The organism is Serinicoccus sp. CUA-874 (assembly GCF_001942225.1).
In the GTDB taxonomy this organism is placed as follows: Bacteria; Actinomycetota; Actinomycetes; order Actinomycetales; family Dermatophilaceae; genus Ornithinicoccus; species Ornithinicoccus marinus.
The window spans coordinates 84405-103475 of record NZ_MKJZ01000037.1; the positions used below are offsets into that span (position 1 = coordinate 84405).

At 75.7% G+C, this 19071-nt stretch carries 16 protein-coding genes and 1 pseudogene; 7 read left to right on the forward strand and 10 right to left on the reverse strand.

Annotation, left to right across the window (positions count from 1 at the left end; all coding sequences use genetic code 11):
* Nucleotides 1–98: 98 nt before the first annotated feature.
* From BJF80_RS15025 to BJF80_RS15045, 5 genes are all read right to left on the reverse strand, one after another.
* Complete coding sequence (locus BJF80_RS15025; protein ID WP_414899299.1) at nt 99–1349, reverse strand: kynureninase; 1251 nt, start codon at nt 1347–1349, stop codon at nt 99–101.
* Nucleotides 1333–2271 (reverse strand): tryptophan 2,3-dioxygenase, encoded by a 939-nt coding sequence (locus BJF80_RS15030; RefSeq protein ID WP_075815022.1) that lies wholly within the window; start codon nt 2269–2271, stop codon nt 1333–1335. The genes BJF80_RS15025 and BJF80_RS15030 overlap by 17 nt, the downstream gene beginning before the upstream one ends.
* A gap of 5 nt (nt 2272–2276) precedes the next feature.
* Entirely contained in the window at nt 2277–3569 is a 1293-nt protein-coding gene (locus BJF80_RS15035; protein ID WP_075814842.1) for an SIS domain-containing protein, read from the reverse strand.
* A gap of 236 nt (nt 3570–3805) precedes the next feature.
* Nucleotides 3806–5230 (reverse strand): phosphohexomutase domain-containing protein, encoded by a 1425-nt coding sequence (locus tag BJF80_RS15040; protein WP_237767655.1) that lies wholly within the window; start codon nt 5228–5230, stop codon nt 3806–3808.
* Between the two features lie 19 nt (nt 5231–5249).
* A complete protein-coding gene (locus tag BJF80_RS15045) occupies nt 5250–5618 on the reverse strand; it encodes a DUF3499 domain-containing protein (RefSeq protein ID WP_028130864.1) in 369 nt (122 codons plus the stop codon).
* A 152-nt stretch (nt 5619–5770) separates the two neighbouring features.
* Here BJF80_RS15045 and BJF80_RS15050 point away from each other — a divergent pair, with 152 nt between their 5' ends.
* Entirely contained in the window at nt 5771–6088 is a 318-nt protein-coding gene (locus BJF80_RS15050) for a metallopeptidase family protein (RefSeq protein ID WP_028130865.1), read from the forward strand.
* A gap of 6 nt (nt 6089–6094) precedes the next feature.
* Here BJF80_RS15050 and BJF80_RS15055 read toward each other — a convergent pair whose 3' ends face one another.
* From BJF80_RS15055 to BJF80_RS15065, 3 genes are all read right to left on the reverse strand, one after another.
* Nucleotides 6095–7747: a DUF5719 family protein gene (locus BJF80_RS15055; protein ID WP_075814846.1), complete on the reverse strand. Its 1653-nt coding sequence runs from the start codon at nt 7745–7747 to the stop codon at nt 6095–6097.
* Entirely contained in the window at nt 7744–10902 is a 3159-nt protein-coding gene (locus tag BJF80_RS15060; protein WP_075814848.1) for a glycosyltransferase, read from the reverse strand. The genes BJF80_RS15055 and BJF80_RS15060 overlap by 4 nt, the downstream gene beginning before the upstream one ends.
* Nucleotides 10903–11033: 131 nt before the next feature.
* Nucleotides 11034–11303: a WhiB family transcriptional regulator gene (locus BJF80_RS15065; protein ID WP_022924185.1), complete on the reverse strand. Its 270-nt coding sequence runs from the start codon at nt 11301–11303 to the stop codon at nt 11034–11036.
* A 157-nt stretch (nt 11304–11460) separates the two neighbouring features.
* Here BJF80_RS15065 and cofD point away from each other — a divergent pair, with 157 nt between their 5' ends.
* Both cofD and BJF80_RS15075 read left to right on the forward strand, forming a co-directional pair.
* Nucleotides 11461–12465 (forward strand): 2-phospho-L-lactate transferase, encoded by a 1005-nt coding sequence (cofD, locus tag BJF80_RS15070; protein ID WP_075814850.1) that lies wholly within the window; start codon nt 11461–11463, stop codon nt 12463–12465.
* A gap of 139 nt (nt 12466–12604) precedes the next feature.
* Nucleotides 12605–13543, forward strand: a complete 939-nt coding sequence (locus BJF80_RS15075) for a coenzyme F420-0:L-glutamate ligase (RefSeq protein WP_075814852.1) — start codon at nt 12605–12607, stop codon at nt 13541–13543.
* On the opposite strand, the gene BJF80_RS15080 is transcribed toward BJF80_RS15075, so the two are convergent.
* Nucleotides 13521–14336 carry a DNA-3-methyladenine glycosylase family protein gene (locus BJF80_RS15080; RefSeq protein WP_237767656.1) on the reverse strand — a complete coding sequence of 272 codons (816 nt, stop codon included), beginning with the start codon at nt 14334–14336 and terminating at the stop codon, nt 13521–13523. The genes BJF80_RS15075 and BJF80_RS15080 overlap by 23 nt on opposite strands.
* 101 nt (nt 14337–14437) lie before the next feature.
* On the opposite strand from BJF80_RS15080, the pseudogene BJF80_RS20915 reads away from it, so the two are divergent.
* From BJF80_RS20915 to BJF80_RS15090, 3 genes and pseudogenes are all read left to right on the forward strand, one after another.
* Nucleotides 14438–15040: pseudogene (locus BJF80_RS20915) on the forward strand (TIGR03089 family protein); the annotation flags it as partial.
* Between the two features lie 204 nt (nt 15041–15244).
* Entirely contained in the window at nt 15245–16030 is a 786-nt protein-coding gene (locus tag BJF80_RS15085) for a CoA transferase subunit A (protein ID WP_075815024.1), read from the forward strand.
* Nucleotides 16031–16035: 5 nt separating this feature from the next.
* Complete coding sequence (locus BJF80_RS15090) at nt 16036–16710, forward strand: 3-oxoacid CoA-transferase subunit B (protein ID WP_022924191.1); 675 nt, start codon at nt 16036–16038, stop codon at nt 16708–16710.
* Between the two features lie 28 nt (nt 16711–16738).
* On the opposite strand, the gene BJF80_RS15095 is transcribed toward BJF80_RS15090, so the two are convergent.
* Complete coding sequence (locus BJF80_RS15095; RefSeq protein ID WP_075814854.1) at nt 16739–17722, reverse strand: glycosyltransferase family 2 protein; 984 nt, start codon at nt 17720–17722, stop codon at nt 16739–16741.
* Between the two features lie 86 nt (nt 17723–17808).
* Between BJF80_RS15095 and BJF80_RS15100 the strand changes: the two genes are divergently transcribed.
* Nucleotides 17809–19047, forward strand: coding sequence for an LCP family protein (locus BJF80_RS15100; RefSeq protein WP_075814856.1), 1239 nt, complete (start codon nt 17809–17811; stop codon nt 19045–19047).
* The last annotated feature ends 24 nt before the right edge of the window (nt 19048–19071 follow it).

Below are 19071 nucleotides of genomic sequence, written 5' to 3' on the forward strand. Positions count from 1 at the left end.
CCGGGACCACCGGGCGGGGGACACCTCTGCCCGTCAGGCGCCCGATCCTGACGACCAGCGCGACCCTTCTGACGGGCACCGGACGGACGTGCCAGGGCTCAGCGCTGCAGCTCTTCCAGGATCGCCGCGAGCCCGTCCCACACCTCGACGAAGGTGGTGGACAGCGGGGATAGCCCGAGCCGTAGGCCGTCCGGGGAGCGGAAGTCGGGGATCACCCCGCGATCCCACAGCCGGGGGTAGATCTCCTCGAAGGCCGGGTGGCGCAGCGTCAGGTGGCCCCCGCGACGGGCGTGCTCGCGCGGGCTGGCGACCACCACCCCCAGCTCCTCCGGCCAGCTCTCCACCACGGACCAGGCGAGGTCGGTGAGCGCCAGACTCTTGGCCCGGACCGCCTCGATGCCGGCCTCGGCCAGCATCTGCGCGCCCAGCCGCACCGGCACCATCCCCACGATCGGCGGGGTGCCGCTCACGAGTGCCCGGATGCCGGCAGCCGGCTGGTAGCCCTGCTCCATGAGGAAGGGATCACGGCGGCCCATCCACCCCTGGATCGGCTGCTGCAGCGTCGCCAGGTCGTGGTGGCGCCGGGCCAGGTAGGCGTGCGCCGGTGCCCCCGGCCCGCCGTTGAGGTACTTGTAGTCGCACCCCACGGCCGCGTCCCACCCCCACGCGTCAGCGCGCACCGGCACGGACCCGGCGCTGTGGCAGGTGTCCCAGAGCACCAGCGCCCCGGCCTCGTGGGCCACCCGGGTGATGGCCTCGGCATCGGCGACGAAGCCGGACCGGTAGGCCACGTGCGAGACGAGGACCACACCGGTGCGCTCCCCCACGACCTCTCGGACCTGGCCCTCGCGCACCCCCGACGCCGGGTCGGCCTCGATCCACCGCAGCGTGAGACCACGCTCCGCCGCGATCCCCTCGGCGACGTAACGGTCGGTCGGGAAGTTGTCGGTGTCGAGCACCAGCTCGGTGCGCCCCGGGTCGACGGCGAGCTGGTGGTCGACGAGGGCGCGGAGCACCTTGTAGAGCAGCACCGTGGTCGAGTCGGCGACCACGGTCTGGCCGGGGGCCGCCCCCAGCGCGGCGGACCCGACGAGATCCCCGACCTGCTCGGGCCACCCCATCCAGCCCTCGTCCCAGGACCGGATGAGGCGCGTGCCCCACTCGTCCCGGACGAAGGAGGCCATCGCCTCCGCGGCCCCCGCCACCGGTCGCCCCAGCGAGTTGCCGTCGAAGTAGGCCACCACACCGTCGGCGCGCTCGAATCGCTCGGCATAGGCGGCCAGCGGGTCCTGGTCGTCCAGCCGTGCGGCCCTCTCCCGCGACGGTGCCTGCTCAGCCACGTCCGTCACCCCCGTGGTAGCCCTCCGGCGTGACGTCCTGGATGGCCGAGCGCACGTCATAGAGCTCGGGGAAGAACGTCAGCTCCAGCGCCCGGCGGAGGAAGGGAACACCGCTGGATCCCCCGGAGCCCCGCTTGCTCCCGATGATGCGCTCCACCGTCTTGAGGTGGCGGAAGCGCCATACCTGGAAGTTGTCCTCGAGATCCACCAGCTCCTCGGCCGTCTCGTACTCCGCCCAGTGCTCCTGCGGGTCGGCGTAGATCCGGCTGAGGGCCGCCACGACCCCCTCGTGCGCCTGGTACGGCTCGGACACGTCCCGGGTCAGCACCTCCTCCGGGACGGGGTGCCCGCGCCGCGCCAGCCAGGCGAGCACCTCGTCGTAGAGGCTGGGCTCGTGCAGCAGCCGCTCCAGCTCGGCGTGCTGCTCCTCGTCGTGGGCGAAGACCGGCAGCATCGCCGCGTTCTTGTTGCCGAGCATGAACTCGACGGCGCGGTACTGCCAGCTCTGGAACCCGGATCCGGTGGCGAGGAAGGCCCGGAACTGCGCGTACTCGCTGGGCGTGAGCGTCGCCAGGACCGACCACTGCTCGGTCATGGAGGCCTGGATGTGCTTCACCCGGGCGATGCGCTTGAGCGCCTGCCGGTGGTCGTCGGCCGCCAGCAAGGACCGAGCACTGGTCAGCTCGTGGATGACCAGGCGCAGCCAGAGCTCGGTCGTCTGGTGCTGGATGATGAAGAGCAGCTCGTCGTGCTGCGGCGGGGTCGCACGAGGGTGCTGCGCCGAGAGCAGGGTCGGCAGGTCGAGGTAGGCGCCGTAGGACAGGTTCTGCCCGAAGTCGCGCTCGATCCCCTCCTCGAGGTCGCGTCGGGAGCGGGTGTGCCGGGTGATCGGGTCGAGATCGGGCCCGGCGTCGTCGGTGCTTCCCGGCATCTGGCTCACCGCGTCCGGTCCCTGAGGTCGGCGACGTGCGGGGACACCGAGGGGTCCAGCCCCAGCCCGATCGCCAGGTAGGTCGCCGCGAAGTCCAGGGCGGCGACGTGGTCGGCCAGCCGCACCACCGGTGCGCCGTCCTCGGCCTGCACCTCCATCACCCGCGCCCCGGCCTCGCGCGCCGTGGTGAGCACGGCGTCGGTGAGCGCCTCGGCCTGCACCGACTCCGGCGTCGCCGGCGACACCGGCGCGTCCCGCAGCATGAGCAGCCCGAGGCGCGGCGGCGCCGGGCCGTCCAGGTAGGGATCGGCGAAGATGTCGTCGCCGCCGCGGCCGGCCGCCGGGCCACGCGGGCGCTCCATCAGCTCCCCCTCCGGCTCGGCGAAGTGGTGCGGCTCCCAGCCCGAGGTGTCGATGTCGCCGAGACGGATCCGGGCGTCGTCGTAGGTCCCCGCCCGTCGCCCGCCGATCGCGGTGTAGGGCCCGTCGAAGCACGCGACGATCCCGCTCGCGGCGTCCGGGAGCTCACCGAAGGTCGCCGGGATGCGGGCGGTCCGGGCCAGCATCGAAGCGGCGCGCGCCGCGGCGACCCCGCCGAGCGGCCCGTCCCCGAGCACGACCGGCACCGTCTCGGCGAGCTGGACGGCGAGGATCTTGGCTGGGTTGACGAAGGCGTCGGAGGACGGCCGGAACTGCTCGGCACGGTGGTCCAGCCGCTCGGCGACAGCCCGCACCACGTCGGCCGGGGCGTCCAGCAGGCCCAACCGGTCGGCACCGATGAGCACCGGGGCGAGCAGCGTCCACAGCGCCGTCCGCGAGCTCGTGCGTCCGCCGGAGCCGACCCCGACGTGCACCCCGCGGGCGCTGCGGCAGACCTGCGCCAGCGGCGAGTCGTCGGCGCCCACGGTCAGCAGCATCGCGCCCCGGCGGGCCGCCTCGGCCGCCACGGCCAGCGGTCCCGGTGCCCGACCGGAGAGCGAGACCGCCACCACGAGGTCGAGCGGCCCGACCCAGCCCGGCAGCGGGAGGTTGCGCCGCGCCTGCACCGGCACCGGCGACCCCGGCTCCGCGAGCAGCTCGAGCACATCGGCCACGATGGAGGACCCGCCGATCGCCGCCACCAGCACCGAGCGCGGCCGCTCGGTGCTGGCCAGCCGGTCGATGCCGGCCTCGTCGGCCAGCGTCATCGCCTCGCGCACCTGCGCCCCGGCGCTGGCGAGGGCGCGCAGGGTGTCCCGCGAGTCCTTGCGCTGCAGCTCCTCCTGGTCGTCGAGGAGCGCTTCGTCGATGTAGGGCATACCCGCTCTCCTCAGGATCTGTCGGCGACCGTGACGACCACCGCGTCGTCGGCGAGCAGCACCGGTATGCCCTCCCGCCACGGGTACCGCCGCCGCGCCCGGGACCCTCGCAGTCCTCGGCGCACTGCAGCGCGGGCTCCCCCTGCTCGTCGGTCACGTCGACCAGCTCGTGGCGCCCCACGGGGCAGCGCAAGATGCTGCGCACCCACGGGTCGAACTCCGGTCGTGCCATCGCGTCAGTCCTCCTGCTCCACCACGGCCAGGACGGCGTCCCGGACCTGCTCCATCCTCGCACCGTCGCGCGCCTCGACGGTGAGCCGCATCACCGGCTCGGTGTTGCTGGACCGCAGCGAGACCCACCAGAAGGCCCCGCTGCCCTCGTCCTGCCGGACGAGCAGGCCATCGGTGTCGTCGACCCTCGCCCCCCGGTCGAGCGCCCACCGTCGCACCCGCTCGGCCGCGGCGGCCGGGTCCGGGACCCGGAGGCTGATCTCCCCGGACGCGGCGTAGGGGTCGAGCTCCCCGAGGATCGCCGAGACCGGGCGCTGCTGCTCGCTCACGGCGGCGAGCAGGTGGAGCACCGCGAGCAGGCCGCTGTCGGCGGACCAGAAGTCGCGGAAGTAGTAGTGACCGGAGTGCTCCGCCCCGAAGACGGCGGCCTGCGCGGCCATCGCGGCCTTGACGAAGGTGTGGCCGACGCGGCAGGTCACCAGCCGTGCGCCGCTCGCCGCGACGCCCTCCTCCACGGCCCGCGGCAGGATCGACCCGTGCACGACCGTGACGTCGCCCGGGTCACGCCCGGCCGCCACCTCCCGCGCGACCAGCCGCCGCGCGAGGAGCGCGGTCACCGCCCCGGACGGCACCTGCCGGCCCCGCTCGTCGACGACGAAGACCCGGTCCGCGTCGCCGTCGAAGGCCAGGCCCAGGTCCGCGCCACGGGCGCGCACCGCCTCCTGCAGCTCCCGCTGGTTGGCCGGGTCGAGCGGGTTCGCGTCGTGGTGCGGGAAGGAGCCGTCCAGCTCGAAGTGGAGCGGGTCGAGCCGCAGCGGCGACCCCTCGGCGCCCAGGACCGCGGGCACGGTGTGCCCCGCCATCCCGTTGCCGGCGTCCACGACGACGTGCAGCGGACGGATCCCGCCCAGGTCGACCAGCGAGTGCAGATGGGCGGCGTAGTCCGCGAGCAGGTCCACCTCCTGCCGCCGCCCCGCCGAGGCCGGGGCCGTGAGCTGGTGCAGGTCGCCGCGGTCCAGCAGCCACTGCGCGAGGTCCCGGATCTCGGCCAGCCCGGAGTCCCGCCCGACGGGCGCGGCGGCCGCCCGGCACAGCTTGATCCCGTTGTAACCGGCAGGGTTGTGGCTCGCCGTGACCATCGCCCCCGGCAGGTCGCGGGTGCCGCTGGCGTGGTAAAGACCGTCGGTGGAGCAGAGCCCGATGTCCGTCACGTCCACGCCCTGCTCGAGGACCCCGCCGGCGAAGGCGTCGGCGAGCTCCGGGGAGGTTGCGCGCATGTCGCGGCCGAGCACGATCCCGGCGTGCCCCTCGGGACGGACCACCACCTGTGCGAAGGCGGAGCCCAGCGCTCGTGCCGTCCCTGCGTCGAGCTGCTCGGGGACCAGCCCACGCACGTCGTAGGCCTTGACGACCGCGGCGACCTCGACCACGAGCAGGTTCCGTGGCCCGTCAGCGGTCGCGCAGCACCCGCAGGTGTCCGCGCCGGGCGATCTCGGTCACGGTCGCGCCCTCGTGCGGGCTCTGCGGGGAGTCAACCCGGACGATGGTGCCGCGGTGCTCGCGCACCGCGTCGGCCAGCGCCGCGAGGTCGTCCACCGGCGGGCGGGGCTCTCCCTCGGGCAGCTCCAGCCGCACGACGTCCCAGCCGCGGGGCGCGGTGAGCCGGGTCGCGTGCTCCTCGCACAGGTCGTAGCTGTGGGGCTCGGCATACGTCGCCAGCGGCCCGAGCACCGCGGTCTGCTCCGCGTAGACGTAGGTGAGCGTCGACGTGGCGGGGCGGACGCACGCCGTCTTGGAGCACTGGCGAGTCAGGGTCACGCCCGACACTCTAGGCGCCCCCGCCCACGATCCCGTGGTGCCACCCCGACCGGGCGCCGCCCCTGGTGATCTATCGTCGCGCCATGGCCACGCACCGGGACCGCCGCGGACGGGGGGTCCGCGGACCTCTCGCCTGGCCTCGGGTGCCGGCCATGAGCAGCCGGCGCGACCGGTTCGACGAGCTGGTGCTCGATGCCGCCGAGACGGTCGAGCAGCGCTGGGGCAGCCCGCTGGGCCTGGAGCTGGCGGTGGAGGAGGTGCCGCCCTCCGACCCCGCGCCCTGGGAGCACGACGTCGCGCTCGGCCGGTTGTTCCCGGCGCAGGGGGGTATGCCGGCGCGGCTGGTGGTCTACCGCCGCCCGGTGCTGCACCGGGCCGCGGACGAGGTCGAGCTGGGCGCCCTCGTCACCGAGGTGGTCGTCGAGCAGGTCGCCCGGATGCTGGGGCGCGACCCCGAGGACCTGGTGTGAGGCGCCTCAGGGCACGACGCGGCTGACGCCGGTCACCTCGCGGGACCACGGGACGGCCGCCAGGACGGCCGCCGCCCGGTAGGGGCCGAGGTCGTCGGACCCGGTGAGGTGCACGGCCGCGGCGACGACGCCGGTGCCGCCCTCCTCGGCCGGCCGGACCCAGACGCCCCGCACGTCCGGGGCCAGGGGGAGCAGCGCCGTCGAGTCGTTGCCCAGCTCGAGGGTCTCCACCCGGGTGCTCCCGTCCGCCGAGCGCAGCAGCACGTCGACCACTGTGGCGTCGAGGACCGCGACGGACAGCGACGTCTCGGCCCCTGGCACCGCAGCACGGTCGGGCAGGCCGATCCCGACGGGTTGCGTGGCCGGGCCGGCTGCGGGCACCCAGGCCAGCTCGCCGGCGGGTCGGACCAGTGGCTGCTCCTGGTCCTGCGGCGAGCCGGTGGCGGTGGCCCCGTCCGGTGCGGCGGTCGCCGTGGCGGCCTCACCGTCCGTCGTCTCCTGCTCCGCGACCTCCTGGTCCACCGGCTCGTCGCCGGAGGGCGCGAGCCGGACCTGCAAGGACGCGGTGACCGGGTGGTCCGAGCGCACCCGGAGGCCGACCGCACCCTCGGGCAGCTCGTCGAGAGGGAGGTCCGTGGTGGTGCCGGCGGCGACGCGGACGGCGGAGGTTCCCGGTGTCGCGGCGCCGTCCTCGGTGAGCGCACCGAGCTCGACCACGGCGTCCGCCTCCGGCGCGAGCAGCCGCAGCACCGTCTCCGTCCCGTCCGCACCGACGTCCGGCAGGGGTGGGATCACCAGGTCACGGGCCGCCTCGGCGCTCGGGCCGGTCACATCCACGCCCAGGTCGGTCGTGCCCTCGCGCGAGGTGTCCACGAGGTGCGCGGTCACCGGTCCACCCTCGGCGGCGACGTGGACGGCCGGTGCGGCGGTCCCGGGCGCCAGGGCGTCCAGTGGGCGGACGAGCCGGCCGCCGGCGGGGACGACCAGTCCGGAGGCACCGGTGGCCTCGACCGGCCCCTCGGCGCCGTGCACCTCCAGATCGACGCGCACCGGGTCGGTGCCGGGGTTGGTGAGCACGACCTGCTCGGTGCGACCGGCTGCGGCGTCACCGCCGAGCAACCAGTGCTCCGCAGCGGCCGCAGCGCACCCCACCAGGGCGGCTCCCCTCGCCCCGCTCCCGGTGCCGACCGACAGGTGACCCCCCACGAGGCCGGGGGCACCGGGCCCGGTCGCGGTCAGCAGCGACGTGGCGTCCTCGGCCGGTGGGGTCTCGGCGACCTCCTGGTCCGCGCGCAGCTCCAGCACGTCCGACCCGGCCGACCCCGCCACCGGCGACAGCGTGGCCGATCGCTGCCCGGTGGGCTGCTCGGCGAAGAGCTCGGGCGGTGCGAGGGCCGCCGCGCTCGCCCCCGGCGAGCCGCTGACCCCGGCGCACGCCAGCCGTGCCTCCTCGACCAGGACCGGCTGGTCGCCACCATCGGCGGTCTCGGTGTCGGCGGCCGTCGACACGAGGCTCTGCCCACCGTCGCTGCCCGGCCCCCAGGCGCCGACCTGGACGCTGCCCCAGGTGAGCAGCCCGAGTGCCAGCAGGCCGGAGCCAAGTCGCACCCAGGCACCCCGTCGGGGCGCGGCGCCGCTGCCGGTGTCCGTGTCGCTCACGACTCCTCCTGCGGCTCGTGGGTGCCAGGGGTCGCCGCGTCCTGGGCCTCGTCCTCGGCCTCGTCGGTCCGCCCGACCGGGAGCGCCAGGAAGGCCGTCACGACTGCGACGGCGAGGGCCAGCAGGTGCCAGGGCAGCCCGGGGGTGGGCAGGGTGACCTCGATGGTGTGCCGCCCGGCGGGCAGGCTCGTCCGCGATCCCTCGAGGTCCAGCTCGTCGCCGTCGACGGTGAGCTGCGCGACCTCGGCCCAGCCGGCCACCTCGGCGACGAGCAGCGAGCCTCCCGACGGCACGTCGACGCGGCCCGCGGCCTGCCCGTGCGGACCGGTGCTGGGCAGCACCTCGACGGTCGCGCCGTCGGCGTCGACCACGCGCGTGCGTCCCGGGTCGCCCTCGACCATCCGCCACAGGACGCTGCCCTCGGGGCTGGAGACCCGCGCCAGACCGGCGACCCGGTCCAGGTCGTCGGCCGCGGGATGGGTGTCCGACGCCTCGAGCTCGACGTAGCCCACGCCGAGGCCGAGCAGCTCCTGGCGTGCCTGGTCCGACGAGGCACCCCCGACGAGGGCCTGGACCGCCTGCTCGACCTGCCCCGGGCCGGCGACGCCCCGCGCGAGGTCGGCGGTCCGGTCACGCAGGATGCGGGTGGCCTCCGGCTCGCTGCCCCGCAGGTCGACGAGCAGGCCGCCCTGCTCCGGGGTGAGCAGCAGCGTGCGCAACGCCTCGGGTCCTCGGGCCTGCTCGGCGGCGACCGGCGGGAGCGGCTCGGTGGCGACCGTGAGCCCGGGGGTGACCCGGCTGCTCAGGACGGTCCATCCCGCGGCGACCACGGTGGCGGCGAGCACGACCACCGCGCCCGTCGAGGCCAGCGCCCGGGCCGGCACCCGCAGGACCCTCCCCCGGCGGGTCGCCAGGAGGTCCTCGACCAGCGAGGCGGCGGCGAGGAGCAGCGCGGCGCCACCGAAGGACAACAGGGTCCCCGGCCAGGCCGAGACCACCGAGCCGGCCTCGGAGTGCCCGACGGGGAGCACGCCCAGCGAGGTGCGCACCGCGACCTGCGCCAGGACGAGGGCGACGATGCCGACGGCGACGAGCACGCCTGCCCGCCGGCCGCCGTCGCCCGGCCGCAGCAGCGCGGCCAGCGCCGCCAGCCAGAGCGGCACCTGCAGCCACAGCAGGAGGCCGTCGAGCCCGGAGGGGTCGACGCCGGCAGGGTGGAGCAGGAGCAGCTGCCAGGCGTCGGGCGTCGCGGGCAGCCGGGGGGTGGCGGAGGTCGCGCCGGCTCCCCCCAGGAGCTGGACCGGCCCGGCCAGCAGGCTCGGCCACCAGGGCAGCAGCAGCACCCACGGCAGGATCGCGACGACCGCGCCGCGCCACCGGGCGCTCCCCCGGCCCACGCCGAGGACCAGCAGCCCGGCCACGGTCCCCAGCACGAGCACGAGCGGCACCCACTGCGCGGCGATCGCGAGGCCGAGGGCGGTGCCGAAGGCCGCCGCGGCCCTGCGGACCCCGCGGGACCGGTCGCTGACGACGAGGATGCCGGTCACGAGCAGCGGCGCGAGGACGTGCACCACGGCCGGTCCCACCCTCCCCTGGGACGTCGCGACGACGAGCGCCGGCGCCAGGGCCCAGCCCAGCGCGAGCACCGCCCGGACCCAGCGTCGCCGGGTGCTCCGACGCAGCGCGAGGTATGCCGTGAGGACGCTCAGCACCGGCGCGGCGGCGAGCAGCCAGGCCAGGGCGGGCCCGGCCGTGGTCGGCCCCGCACCGGGCAGGAGGCCGAGGAGCCGGGACAGGACCGTCGCCTGCGGCAGCCACGCCGGGGCGGGGTCGTGGTGACCGAGACCGGCGCCCCGCCAGCCGTCCACCGCGGCGGACCACAGCCCGGCGGCGTCCGTGGCGGCGACCCCCAGCTGTCCCCCGGACAGGCCGACGCCCGCGAGGTCGAGACCGGCCGGGGAGAGAGCACCTCGCCCCATCCAGGCGGTGACTGCCGCCACGATCAGGAGGGCGAGCGCCAGCGGCCAGCTCCACCTCCCCGACCGACGGCCCTCGCCGACCGCGTCGTCGAAGTCGTCGGAGACCGGACCGGTACGCAACGCCTCGGTCCGCGGCAGTGGCGCGCCCGAGCCGCGTCGGGAGCGCGGGTCGAGGGCCTCGCCCACCGTGTCCACGGTCGCGCGCCAGCCCGTCGCACGGGGCTCGTGCAGACCCGCGAGGTCGCGGGGCGCCACCCGTCGGCGGCGGCGGAACCGCCGCCGCGCGGACCACCCGCGCCCCGGTCGCAGCACCGCCCGGACATCCGCCCACTCCCCGGCGGCCTCGGCGGGGCGCTTGACGAGGAGCAGGAGCAGCGCGGCGGCCAGGCTGGTGACGAGGACGCCCAGCGCGCGCCAGGGGGCCGCCCAGAACGAGCCACGGGCCAGGGCCACCTGGCGCACCCTGGCGCGGGTCACCAACGGGTCGACGACGCCCAGCCCTGCCTCGCCCTGCCGGACGACGGCCTCGGGCGCGACGACCGTCCGGTGACCGGCGAGGTGGGCCCGCCAGCCCAGGTCGAGCCCGTCGACACCGTCCTGCGCGAAGGCCGGGTCGATCCCGCCGACCTCCTGCAGCACCCGGGCCTGGACGAGGGCCCCGCTCAGCGGAACTCCGAGGACGTCCTGACGCAGGTCCAGCTGGCCCTGGTCGACGAGGGCGGCGCGGGTGGGGTCGACGACCCGGCCGGCCGGCGTGACGCGGTGACCGAGCGAGCGCAGCAGCCGCGGCTGGTCGGCGCGCACGAGCTTGGGGCCGACGACGCCGACCCGGCTGCTGCGCCGGACCGCGGCGGTGAGGGCGGCCAGCGCCTCCGGCTCAGGCCGGGCGTCGGCGGTGAGGAACCAGATCCAGTGCCCCGGCTGGTCCGGTAGGACGTCCAGGGCGGTGCGGACGGCCGCCACCCGGTCCTGCTGCGGGTGGGAGCGGACGCTCAGCGGCAGACCCAGCTCCCGGGCCAGGTCCTGGAGCGCGGCCACCGGTCCCCCCTCGGGGTCGGGATGCAGCAGCAGCACCCGTTGCGGTCGGCGGCGGCCGGCCGCGACGGCGCGCAACGACCCGGCCAGCTCGTCCTCGCCGTCCCCACCACCCGCCGGGAGGTCCACCGGCAGGAGCACGAGCGAGACGTCGTCGACAGCGGCGCGACCACCGGCACGGGGTCGCTGCGGGAGCGACTCGTCGGGGTGCGTGGGAATCGCTGCGACCGGCGCGTCCGGACCCTGCCCGGCGACCGGCGTGCGTCGGGTGCTCAGACCGCGCGCTTCTTCAGCTTGCGCCGCTCACGCTCGGACAGTCCTCCCCAGATGCCGAAGCGCTCGTCGTGGCCGAGCGCATACTCCAGGCACTCGGCCCGCACCTCGCACCCGACGCAGACCTTCTTGGCCTCGCGGGTGGACCCGCCCTTCTCGGGGAAGAAGGCCTCCGGGTCGGTCTGCGCGCACAGGGCACGCTCCTGCCAGTTCATCTCCTCGGTGTCATCGATACCGTGCATCAACGACATCAGCTCCAGCTCGTGCATGGCTCCTCCTCGACCTCTCGCCTACACACTTCTCGCCGGCCGCGCACCCCGCCGGCTCGCCCCGGCAGCAGATGGCAACACCTGAATTACACGCGTGTCATCCGCCATAGTCAACCCCGGATCTGCTACAACCTGCCCCGGCACCGACAATGGGGGCATGCAGATCACCGTTCTGGCCGGCGGCGTCGGCGGCGCCCGCTTCGTCCGCGGCCTCCTGTCGCACCTGGCGACCCGCGAGGCCCCGGAGCCGACCACGGTGACCGTCATCGGCAACACCGGCGACGACATCACGCTGGTCGGGCTGCGGGTCTGCCCGGACCTGGACACGCTGCTCTACACCCTCGGGGGCGGCGTGGACGAGGACCAGGGCTGGGGCCGGGCCGGGGAGAGCACGCGGGTCGCCGACGAGCTGGGGACCCTCGGGGTGGGGCCGGACTGGTTCACCCTCGGCGACCTGGACCTCGCCACCCACCTGGCGCGCAGCCGCTGGCTGGCCCAGGGCCTGACGCTCAGCGAGGTGACGGGCCGGCTGGCGCAGCGGTGGGGCCTGCCCGAGCGGGGGGTGCGGCTCCTGCCGGCGACGGACACCCCGATCGAGACCCACGTGGTGGTCGACGACGACGCCGGGGGCGAGCGGGCCATCCACTTCCAGGAGTGGTGGGTGCGGCATGGCGCGTCGCTGCCGGCGCGGCGCTTCTCCGTCGCCGGGCTGGGCGGGGCCACCGCCGCCCCGCACGTGCTCGACGCGGTGCGCGGGGCCGACCTCGTCCTGCTGCCCCCGAGCAACCCGGTCGTCTCGATCGGCATCATCCTCGGCGTCCCCGGCATCCGGGAGGCGGTGCGCGGCACCCGCGCCCCGGTCGTGGGGGTCAGCCCGCTGCTCGGCGGTCGCCCGGTCCGCGGTCACGCCGACGCCTGCCTCGCCCCGTTGGGGGTCGAGGTGAGCGCGGCCGGGGTCGCGGGGCTCTATGCCGACTTCCTCGACGGGTGGCTGGTCGACGACGCGGACGCCGATGCGCGGTATCCCGCCGGGGTGCGGATCGGCTCGCTGGACCTGCTCATGCGGGACGGCGCCGGTGCCGCCCGGCTGGCCGGCGCCGCCCTCGACCTCGGGCAGGAGCTGGCCGGCACCCCCGTGCCCGCGGGCCGGGACCGGAGGTGAGCCCCGCCCCGACCCCCGGCACGGTGCGGGTGATCCCCCTCCCCGGGCTCCCCGAGGTGGCCGCCGGTATGGATCTGGCCGCCGCCCTCGCCGGCGCGTCGCGCGTGCCGGCGGGCTGCGCGACGGCGACGTCCTGGCGGTGTCGAGCAAGCTGGTCTCCAAGGCGCTCGGGCTGCGCGTCGGCGCTCCGGCCGACCGCGAGGACGTCGTCGCCGCCCAGAGCGTGCGGGTGGTGGCCGAGCGGCTCACGCCGGCCGGGGTGACGCGGGTGGTCGAGTCCGTGGCCGGCCCGGTCCTGGCCGCCGCGGGGGTGGACGCGAGCAACACCGGCCCCGAGGGCGGGCTGCTGCTGCTCCCCCCGGATCCGGACGCCGTGGCCCGCGACCTGCACGCCGCGCTGCGTCGGACCCCCGGCGCGGCGGCCCGCTTCGGCCTGCTCCTCACCGACACCGCCGGCCGCCCGTGGCGCGAGGGTCAGACCGACCTGGCGGTGGGGGCCTGCGGCATGCGGGTCCTGGAGGACCTCCGCGGCGGCGAGGACGCCGACGGTCGGCCGCTGTCGGTCACCAGCCGCGCGGTCGCCGACGAGCTCGCCGCTGCCGCCGACCTCGTCAAGGGCAAGGCCTCCGGCACCGGGGCGGCCCTGGTCCGGGGACTGCCGGAGCTCGTGCTCGGCACCGGTGCGGACGGGGACGGCGGGTCGGGCGACGCCGCCGCTGCCGGCGCACGGTCCCTGGTGCGCACCGGCCCCGGCGACTGGTTCGCGCTCGGGCACCGCGAGGCGCTGCGCTCGGCCCTCGGTGCGCCTCCGGGCAGCCCGGCCGCCGCGGAGGTCGGCCTCCCCTCGGTGGTGCCCGAGAGCGGGGCGGCACGCACCGCGCGAGCGACCCGGCTGGCGCTGCTGGGTCTGGCCGCCGACCACCGGGTCGAGGTGCAGGGCTCCGTCGACGAGGGACTCGTCGTCCGCGCCGAGGACCCCGTGCTGGCCGGCCGCGTCGCCACGCGGCTCGAGCTCGCCCTGGCCGCGGAGGACCTGTCGGTGCGAGTCAGCGTGGTCAGCGGCCCCGGGACCGACTGACCGGCAGGTGCCCCCGCGGTGCCATCCGCGGCCCCCGCCGTGGACGGCCGGCACCCGAGAGCTCCAGCAGCCGCTGCACCCGGTAGCGGTGACCGGCATACGGGGCAAGCAGCTCGACCAGGCCGTGGTCGTCGACCGTCTCGCCGGTGAGGGCATACCCGATGTTGGCCGCGACGTGGTAGTCGCCGAAGGAGACCGCGTCGGCGTCCCCGAGGGCGCGCTGCGCGGTCTCGGCGGCCGTCCAGACCCCGACCCCCGGGACGGCGGTCAGCCGGGCCCGCGCCCGGGAGGAGCTCATCCCGACGCACTCCTCCAACCGTGCCGCCACCTGCACGACCCGGGCGACGGTGTCCGCGCGCTGCGGGCTGACCCCGGCGCGCAACCACTCCCAGGACGGTATGCCCGACAGCGTCGGCACCGAGGGCGGCACCCGCAGGCGCAGCGCGGCCCCGGGGCCCGGCGCGACGTCCCCGAAGCGCTGGACCACGCGCCGCCACCCGGAGAAGGCCTCCTGGCCGGTGACCTTCTGCTCGACCACGGCCGGGACGAGGCACTCCAGGACCAACCCGGTCCGGGGCGTCCGCCACCCCGGATGCCGGCGGAGGGCGTGGGCCACCGGCGCGTGCACCGGCACGAACCCCTCGTCGTCGTCCCCCTCGCCGAGCATCCCCGGCAACCCGTCCAGCAGCCACTCCGCTCCCGGCCCCCAGGCCTGCGCCGCGACCGGGGAGTCGGGGGCCCGGCGAGCCAGCCGCAGGGTCGCCGCGCCGGTCGCGCCCGCACCCCGCGCCACAGCTCGCCGTCGACCACGCGCCAGCACGGGTCCCCGGCACCGCGCCGCAACGTGCCCCAGGTCGCGGCGACGTCCAGCGGGCGCGCCGGACGCCAGACACGGTGCCGGGCGGTGCTCACGAGGGAGCAGCCTGCCCCGCTCCTCGCCCCCCGCGCAACAGCACCCACTACCGTGGCCCCCGTGCCGCAACCCTCCGCGATCCTGAGCCAGGCGGTCGCCGCCGACGCGACCCGCCCTGCCCTCACCTTCTACGACGACACCCCCGGGGCCCCGGCGAGCGCATCGAGATCTCCCGCAAGGTGCTGCGCACCTGGGTGTCCAAGGCCGCCAACGCACTGCAGGAGGGGCTGGACATCCAGCCGGGCTCGGTGGTCCTGGTGGACCTGCCCGCCCCGCACTGGCGCCTGGCCTACTGGGCCCTCGCCGTCTGGTCCGTCGGGGCCACCCTCACGGTGGACACGCACGAGGGCGCCGACGTGCTCGTCACCGACGACCCGGACAGCGAGGTCGCCGGCGACTGCGACGAGGTCGTGGCGGTGGCCCTGCCCGCCCTGGCGCGGGCCTTCGACGGCGAGCTGCGCTCCGGCGTCATGGACGAGGCGGCCGAGCTGGCGAGCTACGCCGACGACTTCACCGCGTGGGACGAGGCCGAGGCGGAGGACACCGCGCTGGTGAGCGGCGGCGACCGGGTGACGTATGCCGACCTGCTGGCCGACCTGCCGCCGGTGCCCGAGGCGCCCGGTCCCTGGTCGGCACCACCGACCGGGGCCTGTTCGTGCGCCAGGTGCTGCAGCTGCTGGCGGGCGAGGGGTCCGCTGTCCTCGTGCTCGGCGCGGAGGCCGTCGGGGACGACCCGCGCTGGGAGGCCGAGGGCGTCGACCACCGGGCCGGCGGGTAGCCTCGGCGCCATGGACAAGGTCGTCGCCTCCGCCCAGGATGCGCTCGAGGGGCTCATTGACGGGATGACCGTCGCCGTGGGCGGCTTCGGGCTCTCGGGCATCCCCACCGTGCTGATCCACCAGGCCCTGGAGCAGGGCACGAGCGACCTGGAGGTCGTCTCCAACAACTGCGGCGTCGACGGGGCCGGGCTGGGGCTGCTCCTCGCGCAGGGCAGGATCCGTCGCGTCATCGCCTCCTACGTCGGGGAGAACAAGGAGTTCGCGCGGCAGTACCTCTCCGGCGAGCTCGAGGTCGAGCTGACCCCGCAGGGCACGCTCGCCGAGAAGCTGCGCGCCGGGGGCGCGGGCATACCGGCCTTCTTCACGCCCACCGGCGTCGGGTCGCAGGTCTCCGAGGGGGGTATGCCCTGGCGCTACGACAGCGACGGCGAGGTGGTCCTGCGCTCCCCCGCCAAGGAGACCCGCGAGTTCTCGGTCCGCGACCACGCCCGCGACTACGTTCTCGAGCACGCGACCTTCGCCGACTTCGCGCTGGTGCGGGCGGCCAAGGGCGACCGGCACGGCAACCTGGTCTTCCACCAGTCGGCCCGCAACTTCAACCCGCTGTGCGCCATGTCCGCGCAGGTCGCGGTCGCCGAGGTGGAGGAGCTGGTCGAGCCGGGTGAGATCGACCCCGACGAGGTCCACCTGCCCGGCATCTACGTCCAGCGCGTGCTCGCCCTGACCGCCGAGCAGGCCGCCGACAAGGACATCGAGAAGCGCACCACCCGCCCGCGCCCCGGGAAGGACGACTGAGAGACATGGCTCTGACCCGTGAGGAGATGGCCGCGCGCGCCGCGGCCGAGCTGCGCGACGGCGACTACGTCAACCTCGGCATCGGGATGCCGACGCTGGTCCCCAACTACGTCCCGGACGACGTGGAGCTGGTCCTGCAGTCGGAGAACGGCATCCTCGGCGTCGGCCCCTACCCCTACGAGGGCGAGGAGGAGCCCGACCTCATCAACGCGGGCAAGGAGACGGTGACGGTCCGGCCCGGCGCCAGCTTCTTCGACTCGGCCACGAGCTTCGGCATGATCCGGGGCGGCAAGGTCGACGCCGCGATCCTCGGCGCCATGCAGGTCTCTGCAGCCGGCGACATCGCCAACTGGATGATCCCCGGCAAGATGGTCAAGGGCATGGGGGGCGCCATGGACCTCGTGCTCGGCGCCAAGAAGGTCGTGGTCCTCATGGACCACGTCGCCAAGGACGGCTCGGCCAAGATCGTGGACGAGTGCGACCTGCCGATCACCGGCCTGCGGGTCGTGCAGCGGATCATCACCGACCTGGCCGTCATCGACGTCACCGACGACGGTCTCGTGCTGCGCGAGCTGGCACCCGGCGTGTCCGTCGACGAGGTCGTCGCCAAGACGCAGCCGCCGCTGCGCGTCGCGGTGGACGAGCCCACCCCGGAGGCGACGCCCCCCACCGAGGGCTGACGGCGCAGGAGCTCAGCGGCGCGGCGGCTCAGCGGCGGGGGCCGCGCAGGAAGCCGGCTCCCCAGGTGAGGTGCATGGTCGCGAGCACCCCGGGCATGCGCGCCACCACGCCGGGCTCCTGGCCCCGGGCGACCCAGGCTCCCCCGACGGTGACGGCCGCGGCATACCCCATCGGCAGCAGCCACAGCGGGCGCCAGACGACACCTCCGACGGCCCCTGCGGCCACCGCGCAGAGCGCGACCGGCGGCGCGAGGTAGCGGGCGTTGACCGAGTCGGGGTGCTGGCGCACGACCTGCCGGCGCCACTGGCCGCTGGTGTAGAACTGGCGGGCCAGGTCGCGGAAGGTGGAGCGGGGCCGGTAGGTCACGGTGAGCTCGGGGGTGAACCAGATGGTGCCGCCGGCCGCCCGGATCCGGTGGTTGAGCTCCCAGTCCTGGGCACGGGTGTAGGTCGGGTCGTAGCCCCCGACCCGGTCCAGCCACTCCCGCCGGAAGACGCCGAGGAAGACCGTGTCGGCCGGGCCCTCCGCGCCCCCGGTGTGGAAGCGCTCGCTGCCCATGCCCAGCGGCGAGCGCATCGCGAGGGCCACGGCCTCCTGCACCGGCCCGGAACCCTGGGCGAGCATGATGCCGCCGACGTTGGCGGCGCCGGTCCGCTCCAGCAGCGCGACCGCGCGCCGCACGTAGCCCTCGCTCAGCTCCCCATGGCCGTCCATGCGCACGACGACGTCGTGCCGCGACGTCGCCACGGCCGCGTTGAGCCCGTCCGGGGTGCGCCCGGAGGGGTTGTCGACGACGACCACGCGCGGGTCGGCCGCGGCGAGGGCGTCGGCGACCTCCCGGGTCCGGTCACGGCTGGGCCCGACCGCGACGACGACCTCCATCTCCCCCGGGTAGTCCTGGGACAGCACCGAGCGCACGGCCTCGGGCAGGTGGGTCTCCTCGTCGAGGACGGTCATGATGACCGAGACGGGCGGGTGGTGCCGCTGGTCACGGGAGTCGGCAGAGCTCACGCGGCGAGGCTACCCCGCAGGAGGGCACGGCTCGTGGCGCGCCGCTCCCAAGGCGCGGCAAGGTGGACCCCGTAGTCTTGCCTCTCGTGCCCCACCACCCCGAGGACGACTGGACCCGTCCGATGCCGCGGACGCCGCGCAGCGGGCAGCGCCGCGACCCCGATCCGACGGAGCGCATCCCGCGGGCCTCAGCGCCACGCGAGCCCCGGGACCACGACGACCGCTACGCCGAGGACGGGTGGGACCGCGGCGAGGCCCGGCACGACGACCGGGGCTGGGACCGCGACGACGACCGGGGCTGGGACCGTGGCGACGACCGGTATGCCGCTCCCCGCCGCCCGGCCGGACGCCCGCCGCGCCGCCGTAGGCCCCGCTACGGGTTCCGGCGCGCCATGGCGCTGCTCGTGCTCGCCGTCGTCGCCTACGTCGTCGTCATGGCGGTCGTGGTCGCGACGGTGTGGGGCAGCGTCAACCGGATCGACGCCACCCCCGACGTCTCCGACCGTCCGGCCGCCGCAGAAGGCGCCAACTACCTGCTGGTGGGCACCGACAGCCGGGAGCAGCTGACCGAGGAGCAGCGGGGCGAGTTCGGCACCGGCTTCACCGAGGGCCACCGGGCCGACACGGTGATGCTGCTGCACCTGCCGGCCCTCGGGGAGCCGACCCTGGTGAGCCTGCCCCGCGACAGCTACGTCGAGATCCGGGACAGCGGCTGGAACAAGCTCAACGCCGCGCACTCGAACGGCGGGCCCGAGCAGCTCGTCGACACCGTCGAGCGCAGCACCGGGCTGCCGGTCGACGGCTACATGGAGATCGGCTTCGGCGGCTTCGTCAGCGTCGTCGACGGCGTCGGCGGGGTCGAGATGTGCCTCGACGAGCCGGTCGCGGACGAGAAGGCGCACATCGACCTCCCCGCCGGGTGCCAGGAGCTGGCCGGTGAGCAGGCGCTGGGCTACGTCCGGATGCGCTACAGCGACCCGCGCGGCGACATCGGCCGGGTCGAGCGGCAGCGCGAGTTCCTCTCCGCCCTCGTGGACAAGATGATCACGCCGAGCACCGTGCTCGTCCCGTGGCGGCTGCACGAGGTGGGCACCGCCACCGGGTCCGCCCTGAGCCTCGGCGACGACACCTCGATGCTCGAGGCGGGCCAGATGGCCTGGGCGATGCGCCAGGTCGCGGCCGGCGAGGGCAACTCGGTGACCGTCCCGGTCGCCGACCCCAACTACCAGACCGAGGTGGGCAGCGCCGTCCTCTGGGACGAGCAGGGCGCCGCGCAGCTCTTCACCGCCCTGCGCCAGGATCAGAGCATCACCGTCGACCCCTGAGCGGCCTCGGGCTACCCTTGCGCT

What these genes read in the sequence shown, in the direction of transcription:
- BJF80_RS15065 (WP_022924185.1), bottom strand. Translation starts at nt 11,303, where the DNA reads ATGCACGAGCTGGAGCTGATGTCGTTGATGCACGGTATCGATGACACC.
- BJF80_RS15030 (WP_075815022.1), bottom strand. Translation starts at nt 2,271, where the DNA reads ATGCCGGGAAGCACCGACGACGCCGGGCCCGATCTCGACCCGATCACC.
- BJF80_RS15035 (WP_075814842.1), bottom strand. Translation starts at nt 3,569, where the DNA reads ATGCCCTACATCGACGAAGCGCTCCTCGACGACCAGGAGGAGCTGCAG.
- BJF80_RS15085 (WP_075815024.1), top strand. Translation starts at nt 15,245, where the DNA reads ATGGACAAGGTCGTCGCCTCCGCCCAGGATGCGCTCGAGGGGCTCATT.
- BJF80_RS15050 (WP_028130865.1), top strand. Translation starts at nt 5,771, where the DNA reads ATGAGCAGCCGGCGCGACCGGTTCGACGAGCTGGTGCTCGATGCCGCC.
- cofD (WP_075814850.1), top strand. Translation starts at nt 11,461, where the DNA reads ATGCAGATCACCGTTCTGGCCGGCGGCGTCGGCGGCGCCCGCTTCGTC.
- BJF80_RS15090 (WP_022924191.1), top strand. Translation starts at nt 16,036, where the DNA reads ATGGCTCTGACCCGTGAGGAGATGGCCGCGCGCGCCGCGGCCGAGCTG.